General features: G+C 37.8%; 8 protein-coding genes. 5 read left to right on the forward strand and 3 right to left on the reverse strand.

Going from position 1 to position 10519, the window contains the following annotated elements:
• Window positions 1-78: 78 nt before the first annotated feature.
• From QD47_RS30335 to QD47_RS27985, 3 genes are all read left to right on the forward strand, one after another.
• The gene (locus QD47_RS30335; protein WP_082067338.1) at window positions 79-3102 is read left to right on the forward strand and encodes a DNA translocase FtsK; all 3024 of its coding nucleotides are present in this window, start codon (window positions 79-81) and stop codon (window positions 3100-3102) included.
• A gap of 155 nt (window positions 3103-3257) precedes the next feature.
• On the forward strand, window positions 3258-3599 hold the full coding sequence (locus QD47_RS27980; RefSeq protein WP_044649199.1) for a hypothetical protein: 342 nt from the start codon (window positions 3258-3260) through the stop codon (window positions 3597-3599).
• Window positions 3600-3911: 312 nt separating this feature from the next.
• Entirely contained in the window at window positions 3912-5279 is a 1368-nt protein-coding gene (locus tag QD47_RS27985; RefSeq protein ID WP_044649200.1) for a helix-turn-helix domain-containing protein, read from the forward strand.
• Window positions 5280-5536: 257 nt separating this feature from the next.
• On the opposite strand, the gene QD47_RS27990 is transcribed toward QD47_RS27985, so the two are convergent.
• On the reverse strand, window positions 5537-6412 hold the full coding sequence (locus tag QD47_RS27990) for a hypothetical protein (protein ID WP_044649201.1): 876 nt from the start codon (window positions 6410-6412) through the stop codon (window positions 5537-5539).
• 156 nt (window positions 6413-6568) lie between these two features.
• The gene (locus QD47_RS27995; RefSeq protein ID WP_044649202.1) at window positions 6569-6988 is read right to left on the reverse strand and encodes an AbrB/MazE/SpoVT family DNA-binding domain-containing protein; all 420 of its coding nucleotides are present in this window, start codon (window positions 6986-6988) and stop codon (window positions 6569-6571) included.
• Window positions 6989-7457: 469 nt separating this feature from the next.
• Here QD47_RS27995 and QD47_RS28000 point away from each other — a divergent pair, with 469 nt between their 5' ends.
• Entirely contained in the window at window positions 7458-8648 is a 1191-nt protein-coding gene (locus tag QD47_RS28000; RefSeq protein ID WP_044649203.1) for a type IV secretory system conjugative DNA transfer family protein, read from the forward strand.
• A gap of 36 nt (window positions 8649-8684) precedes the next feature.
• Window positions 8685-9811 (forward strand): IS3 family transposase gene (locus QD47_RS28010; RefSeq protein ID WP_152643896.1). Its coding sequence is split into 2 segments (ribosomal slippage): window positions 8685-8934 and window positions 8934-9811, totalling 1128 coding nucleotides; the frame shifts between segments, so codons are not numbered across the junction.
• A 449-nt stretch (window positions 9812-10260) separates the two neighbouring features.
• Here the strand turns inward: QD47_RS28010 and QD47_RS28015 are convergent.
• Window positions 10261-10470 (reverse strand): hypothetical protein, encoded by a 210-nt coding sequence (locus QD47_RS28015; RefSeq protein ID WP_044649206.1) that lies wholly within the window; start codon window positions 10468-10470, stop codon window positions 10261-10263.
• Between the last annotated feature and the right edge of the window lie 49 nt (window positions 10471-10519).

Here is a 10519-nt window from a genome sequence, read left to right on the forward strand (position 1 = left end):
TCACGTACAGTGTGGAGGAGGGGAAAATGAGTACACTTAACGGGTAATGCCGAAGTAGAAAATTACCTATTCCTATTAATACCAACAGAAAATGTACCACAACTTTCAGATCTGAATGAACGAGAACGAAATGTTTATAACCTAATTGCTTGCTCTTTAATTGCAGCTCATTCCGAAAATGCAATTTTTGATTACACGGAAATCATAACTTACGTGGATGGGAAATTTTCTTTTGTTACCAAGGGGAAAGTCACAGTCCAGGAAGGATGGCGCAAAGTTCTTTTCTCTGGACAGCACAAAGATGAAGAGGAGACCCTAGATTCAGACGAGCAAAGCCTTCCTCCTCTTGTAATTGGAGAACGAGGAATTACGGTTAAAGCTACCTCAAAGGAGGGTAAGACTCAACCTCCAAAACGCTACACCGAAGGTGACCTAATTGCTTTAATGAAAAATGCTGGAAAGAGCCTTGAGAATCAAGAGCTTGAAAAAATACTTCAAGGCATTGATGGGTTAGGCACAGAAGCTACGCGTTCGGGATTGATTGGACGACTTAAACAACAAAATTACATTGAAATCAAAAATAACATGGTATACTCCACATCTAAAGGTCGAATACTCATCCAAGCGATCGGGAAATCAATCCTTGCCAGTGCAGAAATGACTGGCCAATGGGAGAAAAAACTTCGTGATGTGGGACTGGGCAAATTAAATTATACTCAATTTATTGAAGAGGCAAAGGCTTTGACTTTGCGCTTAGTTCAAGAGGGATTTGCGTTTGTGGAACATATGTCTTTTCCAGTTGGTTCACACTCATCGCCTATTGCTGGCACACTGAGTGCATCCAGTTCAAATGACTCGGTTAAAAGTGCAGTACCTCATGCAAATGTAGCAGCAGAGAGAGACTATCTTACACCTTCAACTGAGGCCGCTGGGCTACAAAGAAAGGCCACTGCCTCTATACCTGCAATTGGCTCCCAGCATTCACAGCCTGCTTCTACGCCGGCTCCAAGTACCAATAGCGCGTTCAGCAACTTGGAGGACGAGTTATACTTTAAAGCTATCTCGGAAGTTGTACAATCAAGGCAGGCGAGTGTATCGTTTTTACAGAGACGTTTAGTTCGTGGTTATACAGAATGTGCAAAACTCATTGACCGGATGGAACAGGACGGAATTATCGGACCTTACTTAGGATCTTCACCACGGAGAGTGCTTATTGATCTTTTAGAGTTACAAAATCGCTTTCCACGTGTGCCGGTGAATTCCCTTCAGCAGCAAGTACAGCAAAATCCACTACATTCAGTACGGGTGGAAGGGACAAATTTATCGCTACCTGCTAAAACACAGACTACAACTCAAATGAACGAAGTTAATAATCCGCTGCAAACACTCAGTAATTTATCAGATCATACATTAGCTTCATTCAGCAGTAATGGACCGCATGGGGAAGGGCCACCACAAGGTATTTCAGAGAACCTTATGTCGTCATCTGGAATGCAACCATCTGATTATACAGCTTCAGGGATGCAGCACCCAGCTCAAGAAGAAAAGTTACACGGGGCATCCGCTTACGCTGGTTCGCAATCTCGACCTGTTACTATGCAGGCAGCGAGTGTGGAAACATCTAGCCATAGCAGCCAACCGCCGATGCAGCAGCGCAAAACTTTAAATATGCATGACCTCGGTTATTGTCCAAAATGCCACGCAGCCTTAGTTGTAGACAAAGGTAAATTTTTTGGTTGCAGCGGGTACAAATCTACTGGTTGTGATTTCACGATTAGTAAGCTGATTCTCGGCGTGGAGATCACAAAAGTTGACGTTCAGCAATTACTTAATAAGGGCGAAACACCAGTAAAAAAAGGGTTCAAAAGAAAAAATGCTGATGATTTTTTTGACGCGGCCATTGTTATGAAAGTTAATGCTGGCATTGAATTTAAGTCTCCTGAGCCTAGAGTGCTCCAACTACCTACATCTTTACTTCGGTTTCAGGAGCAACATAAATCAGAAGAGAACAACCGCCAAGAGATCGAATGGATTGAAACTGCTACAGCTATGATTAAGATGCCTGCTAAAGTAAAAAAGGTCTCTCATGGCCCGAAGGTCGTTCGCTATGAAATGCTCCCTGAGACGTTAAAAATAAATATTTCGAATTATAGACGTTATAAAGATAATTTCCAAGCAGCTCTCCAAGCCGAAAGAATTACACTTTATTCACCTATACCAGGCTCGAATCACGTTGGCATTGAGGTGCCTAATAAAAATCCTTATATCGTAAATTTAAGAGGCATGTTAGATAATCGAGATTTTCTTCTGAAACGGAGCGCTCTCCTTTTCCCCATTGGTGTTGATATGGTTGGAAACCCCGTTTTTGCTGATTTAGCGAAGATGCCACATTTATTAATAGCTGGAGAAACGGGAGCTGGTAAATCGGTATTTCTCAATGCTTTGATTATCAGTTTGATTTATGGCTTGAAGCCTAGTGAATTGCGATTTGTCATGATCGATCCTAAGAAGGTCGAACTGTCGGTTTATGCAAAATTACCGCATTTGTTCTGTCCTATCATAACTGATCCTCAGAGGGCCATTATGGCGCTTAAATCCTTAACCAATGAAATGGATAAACGATATGATCTTTTTGCAGATTTGGGTGTTAGAAATATTCAGTCCTACAACGAACAAATGATTCAAAGAAATCCGAATGCATCTAAAATGCCGTATATTGTACTCATTATAGATGAGTTGGCAGATCTTATGATGACTGCTGCTGGAGACGTAGAGGCACAAATACAGCGTTTGTCTCAACTAGCTCGTGCTGCAGGCATTCATATGGTAATAGCTACCCAAAGACCAACAAAGCAATTTTTATCCCCAAACATAAAAGCTAATTTACCTGTACGTTTAGCATTTGCTGTGGCAGCCAGCAATGACTCCATGGTTATTTTAGATGAGTCTGGAGCAGAAGATTTACTTGGAAAAGGAGATATGATCTTTAAACCTAAAGATGGGCCAAGGCAGCGACTTGTTTCAGCCTATGTATCTGATGAAGAAATTGAAAATGTGGTAAATTACATCTCTCAAAAGAATCCTTATCGAGAGGTTAGATAAATTTTCTTGTAGAGAATTGAAAATTGGTAATGAGCAGAACATAATAAGATAGATAATGCGAACAATCCGAATCCTACGTTTGGGATTATCACTAAGCTTTTACTTCAGAAACTAGCAAATGAACGCCTTTTGGAGATGGAAGGGGAGAAGTTAACATGAACCATACTATTGATCTTTCAAAGTTTCCTAAAATCGCTGAGCAGGTCCTTCAATCCGGTGTCCAAGATAGACAAAACCATATCATATGGACCAAACTTTCTAGAACAGAAACGGCTTTAGCACTCGCGGAGTTAAGCTTGTTCTGTAGAGCAAGTGTAAGCAGCAATATTACAGCGCGGAAAAGAGCAAAGTTTGCACTTAATTACTACAGAACAACAGTAGGTAAGAAAATTCATCCCTTTGCTGTTTCTCAAGCTCTGGAAGATCTGGGACTGTCTAAAAAACGTATGCAGGAGTTAGTAAATAAACAACTAGAACAGCTGCGGACTGTAGAATAATCAGCAATAAGCACATCACTTTTATAATTGTGACACACTCAACAGCTACATGCTAAGGCGATGTGGCTTGGTGAGTGTGTCGCTATAAACGTTAACCTAACTAAATATTAACTACTTAGAATGTAAGGATAGCGATGCGTTTATTGTGATATCTCCTACGTCTTTTCAGGAATTATGTCTGATCCACAAATTGAATCTTTGTTATTGTTCCGCTATTTTGTTAGACTCCTTCTTTAATGTGAATTTTTAGTTTATAATAATAAGAATAGGACGTAAGTCCCTATTTGATTTTTTTATAAGAGGGGAACTCATGTGGAAAAGAAAATATATAATTATCAAGATTTTGATCCTATTAAGGTAGGGATAAATCTTAGAACGGCACGCCAAAATGCGAAATTAAGTATAGCCAAATTATCTAAAGACGTTAAAATCTCAGTAGGTAAAATATCTTCTATAGAAACGGGAAAGATACATAAAGACTACTTATATGAGATTAGCTCTATAGCCAATTCATTAAATATCCCTGTAGCTGACATTCTGAATGATGATGCGTTATTTAAACCCCCAATCGAAAAGTACACTTCGGATATCGGATTAGCTCAACAATTTGTAACCGCAGGACTTATAGATGAAGCCAAAAGATTAATAGATAAAATAAAAAATACTTTACATTCAAAAGAACAAAAATGGCTTCGATCAGCGTTATTATTCACTCAAGCAGAAATTTATACCTCGGGTGGAAATCCAAGCGAAGCTAATGTTATTTACAATAGGATAATTGATATACCCGGAAATCACTCGCTCCTGAATCATTATAAAGTTAGATCACTAAATGCATTAGCTTGTGGGTCATTTAATCAGAACAAAATTATAGAAGCATTGCGTTTTACGGAACGCGCGCATGAGTTTTCCGATAAAAACTTGTCGGCAGAGCAGTGCTACAATACATATTTAAATATGGCTCTATTGTATAGTTTTATTGGGTATATAGACATTGCTATTTATCATGCTCACAACGCTGAAAAACTGTCACAAGAAAATACACATTATTTGATGGAAATCAGATTTACTTTGGGAATTCTATATATGATTCAAGAAGATAAGGAGCGAGCGTTTAGTTATGTTTCCGAATCACTGTCCTTTCATCAAAAAATCAAAGACAGTTCTTCGATTAAACATATGTACAAATGCTTTTATATACTATACCAAATAGATCCACGTAAGTATTCTGAAATCCGAGATTTTTTTGAAGGTGATTATCTTTCTATTATAGAAAAAGATTCATTTCAGGTAGAATATCTTCATTCATGGATAGAACTATTACTTGAAGAAAAGAAACTTGATAATATTGAACCACTTCTATATTGGTGCCTAAAATTGGAAGATGAGGTACCGGCGCAAACAAATTATAAAACCTATTGGCTAGCCTCGAACTTCTATAAAATGAGTCAACAAAAAACTAAACAAAATGATGCGCTAAGAAGCGCCTTGTTATGTGTGGATGAAAAGATGATTAAAGAGAAAGGTCTCATTCTATTTGAACTTGAAAAGCTAAAAAAAACTGAGACAAAATCACCATTTTATGAAGCCGCTTCCTTGTTCCAAGATGTAATACAGCAGTATGAACATAATTATTCACTTGATAAGTTATTGTATCTCTTACCGAAGCCTCGATACTAATGAAAGGCTATTCCATGTGAATTTCCTACCCTAGTTCAAATATTGCCACTACTTTGCTATCCTTTTATTCAGAGTTACAATTTGCTTTTCTGGCCAATTCTTAATCAAATAGTCAACTAACTAGGGTTCCACTTCGTATAACAAGCTTGGCACCTCTGGGGAGTTCAGAGGTGCCAAGGTTAACTTACCAGCCGTGATTTGAAGGTGTAGATGTAACTGTGTTTCCATTCGTAAAGCCGGCAACTGGAATAACAACACTAATGAGCGAGAATATCATAACCACTGAGATCAATGCCTTTTTCATTACGTACCATCTCCTTAAAAATGTTTTGATATTGCTCTGTTTGTTCTGCGGAAGCATATTTTCGGAGTGCTTCAAAAAGCGAAACGAATTTGATGACGTCTGCCTTATTATTAATCGTAGAAGGTGATACTAAAAATGACAATATGTGTTGTATAGCATCAGCGAATTTTTTCTTTTTTATGAGATAAATGGATAATTCGTATAAGAACCTAGAATAATGTGAACGGTTTTTGGGTTCTTCATATGTTTGAAAATCCTCTATATTATTTGAATACTTCTCAAGTATATGATCAATGTCTAATGAATGTAGATTTGCTGTTTCCGTAACTGTAACTAAACCCGGAAGTATTTCCCCAGGATCATCATCCAAAAATTGAATATACTTTTCTAACAATTCTGTTTTTCCTGATAGAAGATCGTTCGTTAGTAAGTTTCCTTCCGCAAAATGCTTAAATCTTTCTACTTCCTCAAGCCCGTCTGTGTCGAGACCAGCAAACCAGCCTAATTCTGAATATTTCAGAATGTCCTCTCTAGCTTGATCGTACTGTCCCTTTTTTTGTAATGCAGTTGCTTTGGCTAAGTAGCTAAATCCATAATAAAATACTAAGGGTCGTTTTGAATCCAATTCAATTGACTCGTTCAAAGAACGGGCTTTTTGGTGATCATTATAGATTTTGTCAGAAATGGAGTGTAGGCGATCAGATATAACGATTATATCGTCCCATTCATGTTGAACAAATTTAAGACGAAGCAATTCGACTGCTTTATCTAGTACATGCTGGTCTGACAACAAAAAAATAATATCCTCTCCCAAATCAACCTCTTCCATACCAAAAATCCTCCCAATATAATGTAATTTACACGCTAAGGTATATATAAGGTTTTCTTTGAAATTTTTGTAATAACCTATAACGAATATATACAATCCATCGTTTACAGTCAATTAAATTTACAAATATATGATTATTTCAAAAATAAATTGTAATTAAATCATTTTCTTTAATTGAGAGACTCGACCCTGTGATATTTCTAACTTTTCAGCATAAAATTTTTGAGGTTTATCAGGATATTTCTCTATTAGCTTGCCTAATCTTTTTATCATTTCTTCCAGTGGAGTTCGCGACTGCTTTGGGCCTTCTGTTTTCGGGATTTCGTTCATGGGTTTTCCATGCAGCCCATCAAGGCAATTCTTACATATGAACTTTTTCTTATAATAAGATAGTGTATCTAATGCACCGCAAAATTCACATTCTCTAGTAGTGTACTTTTGAAGGATAATAACTTCCCCATCAGCGAAAAATTCTAAAGGATTTCCAATATCTATCCCAATAGTTTGTCTTATCTCTTTCGGGACCACAATACGTCCTAAATTATCCAAGGGCCTTGTCATTCCAGTGTTTTTCATAACTATTCACCTCCAGTGTATAAACTATATATTATCAAATTGTAAGTAATTGTGTCTTTGAATATTTTGTTATCTGGAAGGGAGATGTTACATTTATTCTTCTCACAACTGTACTCATTTATAGAAAACAGACAGCCGACTTCTTGGTTTGAATTGTCTTAACATTAACAGTAGTGTAATATTCCCCTCCATATGTTATAAGAAAGTCCAATACAATGAGAAGTGGGGGCCGGAACAACGGATACAGGAATGGTTTATTAAAGTCTAAGTAGGTACTCATATTTACATAATTAGATCATATGACGTATGAATCAGAAGGGAGAATGCCTTTACTTGACGTATATCGTTCTATAATAAATAATGAAAATATAATATTTTGAATGAGGAAGCACCTCAAAGAAGCCATATTATTGGTTTTTTTGAGGTGCTTATTTGTATTTAACGATATGTGAATCAAGGAGAGGATTTCATGTTCAGTCTCTTTAGAAATAGAAAGTTACAAAACATGGATATAGGATTTAAGAAAGGGAGCACAAAATCCATGTTACTGACTCAGACTGACCGCTTTAGTCATGAAGCATTATTCGGAAGAGAGAGGACTGGTAAATCTTCCATTCACTTGTTAAGAAGGATTACTCATGACTTGATTTGCATTGCTCGCGGTGAGAAACGTTCTATAGTGATTGTCGAAGAGAAGGACCCTTTACTAAGGGGGGCTGAGAAACAAATGAATCGACTTGGAATTTCCCCTGCACAAGTGACCATTTTAAGTGCTTGTAATCCGGAATATGATTCTATGTGGAATCCTCTTTTAGAAGACCAGGCTCCTATAATCGTTTCAAAGGCATTAGTAGCTAGTTTATCCGTTGATGAGAACGTTAGACGCTTTATGGAGCGCGACTGCTTGTGGATGGTCAGATTGGCAAAAGCATTTTTCCAAGAGAATGTTAATCTCACTCATTTGCTTCATCTATATGCTGATCCTCGATACTTGGCTAATGTTGTTAATCAAATACAAGAGATAGCGGATATGAATAGAAATCCCGAGTGGAGCTCCATCGTAGACTATTTTAACAATTATATTTTTTTGTACCTTAACCACGAAGACAAAGGAGTTATGGTCCCCACGACATACCCAAAGGGACATCTATTTGAAGGTCTTCAGATTGTCATTTCGAGACATGAAACGTTGAATTTAGATCTAGTTAATCTCCTTGAGGAAATCTTGAGTAACAGCCAATTATCTAAGACACTAAAAAATACTTCTTCTTTTCGAATTCGAGATGTATTTAGCTCCAGTAAAATTGTTTTCGTACATTCATCATTGTTTAAAAGAGGGGAGCTGCTGGGGAATTTATTCTTAAATGCGTTTGAGATGGAGTTATACGAAAAATCTACTTTTGAACATCCTTGCTTTCTAACTGTTGATGACGCTGGAACATATGATTTGTCACCTGTCGAATTCATACTACAAAGGGGAAAAAAATATAAAATAGGAGTTTCCTTATCGTTTCAGACGTATTCTAAGTCTTTACTTTCGGTTTTAAATCAAATCTCACTAATAACTGTTCTAAGATTAGGTCTTAAGGGAACAGAGGAGCTGCTGCATGAAATGGATCGGCTACACTCTTCTAGACAGAAAAATTGTGGTCTAATATAGTAGACTACAGATGGACTCTAGAAGGAGCGAACGGACATGAATAAAAAGGAAAGACGTACCTTTAGCGCTGAATTTAAAGCACAGATGGTTCAACTCTATCAGAGTGGTAAACCGCGAAAGGATATCATTCAAGAGTATGATTTGAATCCTTCATCGCTAGATAAATGGGTGAAACAGAGTTCCGCATCGGGATCCTTCAAAGAGAAAGACAACCGAACTCCAGAGGAATTAGAACTCATCGAACTTCGAAAACAGAACAAGCAACTGCTCATGGAGAATGATATTTTAAAGCAAGCCGCGCTGATCATGGGACGAAAGTAAATGTCATTCGCCAGAATAAACATAAATACTCGGTATCAGCCATGTGCGACGTCCTAAAACTCCCTAGAAGCACGTATTATTATGAAGAAAACAAAGTGGAAGTGACATCGGAGGATGAGCTTCCCACGCTGATTATGGACATTTTTCAAAGCAGCCGCCAAAACTACGGTACGCGTAAGATTAAAAAAGAGCTGCACCAACAAGGCTTTACGGTATCCAGGCGGAGAATAGGGCGAATCATGAAGGAACTCGGGTTGGTTTCCTCGTATACAGTCGCCCAGTACAAGCCTCGTCCCACGAGCTGCAATGAAGCCAAGCAAGCGAATGTATTGGACCGAAAATTTGAACAAGAGCAGGCGCTATCTGTCGTCGTAAGCGATCTGACGTACGTCCGAGTGGGTTCATATTGGAACTACGTATGCTTCTTTGTAGATCTGTTTAACCGCGAGATTATCGGCTACAGTGCCGGCCCTCATAAGGATGCCAAGCTGGTTTACCGTGCTTTGGCTTCAATTAAGGGCAACCTGAATGACATTCAGCTCTTCCACACCGACCGAGGCAATGAATTCAAGAATAAGCTCATTGACGATGCGCTGGAGGCTTTTCAGATTGAACGTTCTTTGAGCATGAAAGGCTGTCCCTATGACAATGCCGTTGCGGAAGCTACTTTTAAAATTTTCAAAACGGAGTTTGTAAAGAAACGTCATTTTGAAAGTCTTGCTGAGCTAACCACAGAATTACATGATTATGTACACTGGTTTAACCATATTCGGATTCACGGTTCTCTGGATTACTTGAGTCCGGCTGAGTTTAAGCAGAGGCACCACAAAAAAATTGTCTAGTTTAGTGTTGACAATCCAAAATGTCTTACATCCATAATGACTACACAACCGTGATTGCTCTGGAGGTAGAGAAGTTACCACTGAATAACTTTATACTATGGAAACGCGATACTCACACCCGCACTGTAGACGCTATACAGGGATATGCGCCGCATGCCCTTCATTGTCAGTTACTTAATAATGCTATTGCTTCACATGAGAAGAGGAAGATGCTTAAATAAGGATAGGTATAAGTGTCATGATAATGATCCCTAGCATGCACATAAGGGATGAAAAGAGCATTGGCAATTCTCGTGTTTTACTCAATTGAGTATTTCCCCCTACGGGGCACGATATTGCTAATGCTCTATTTTTATGCCTAAAAATCTATGGAGGATGGGTTTCATATGGCTTCAATTTAAAATATCGAAAGGAAGGATCAAAAATATGACTATGAAATTAATGGTTCTTTAAGAAAAGAAATTTTTCTTAACTTTATCGTATAGTTCATTTGCTTGATCAATAAAGAAAACACGAATGATAAAAAGTTCAATGAGTAGACCCACGCCGGTAATTAAAATAGCCCGTGGGCTTAAAAGAACGATATCCCAAATTAAATAGAAAAACTGAACAATTGTAATAGCTATTATGGTACAACAACCTACCATTTTATGATCCATTAAATTCACTACCTTTCAACTTATCTTAAGTATACGTATATAAATAAAC

The organism is Paenibacillus terrae, from assembly GCF_000943545.1.
Classification (GTDB): domain Bacteria; phylum Bacillota; class Bacilli; order Paenibacillales; family Paenibacillaceae; genus Paenibacillus; species Paenibacillus terrae_A.

Excerpts from the sequence above, each read along its gene's own strand:
- QD47_RS27980 (WP_044649199.1), top strand. The coding sequence starts at position 3,258 with ATGAACCATACTATTGATCTTTCAAAGTTTCCTAAAATCGCTGAGCAG.
- QD47_RS27990 (WP_044649201.1), bottom strand. The coding sequence starts at position 6,412 with ATGGAAGAGGTTGATTTGGGAGAGGATATTATTTTTTTGTTGTCAGAC.
- QD47_RS28000 (WP_044649203.1), top strand. The coding sequence starts at position 7,458 with ATGTTCAGTCTCTTTAGAAATAGAAAGTTACAAAACATGGATATAGGA.
- QD47_RS28015 (WP_044649206.1), bottom strand. The coding sequence starts at position 10,470 with ATGGATCATAAAATGGTAGGTTGTTGTACCATAATAGCTATTACAATT.
- QD47_RS27995 (WP_044649202.1), bottom strand. The coding sequence starts at position 6,988 with ATGAAAAACACTGGAATGACAAGGCCCTTGGATAATTTAGGACGTATT.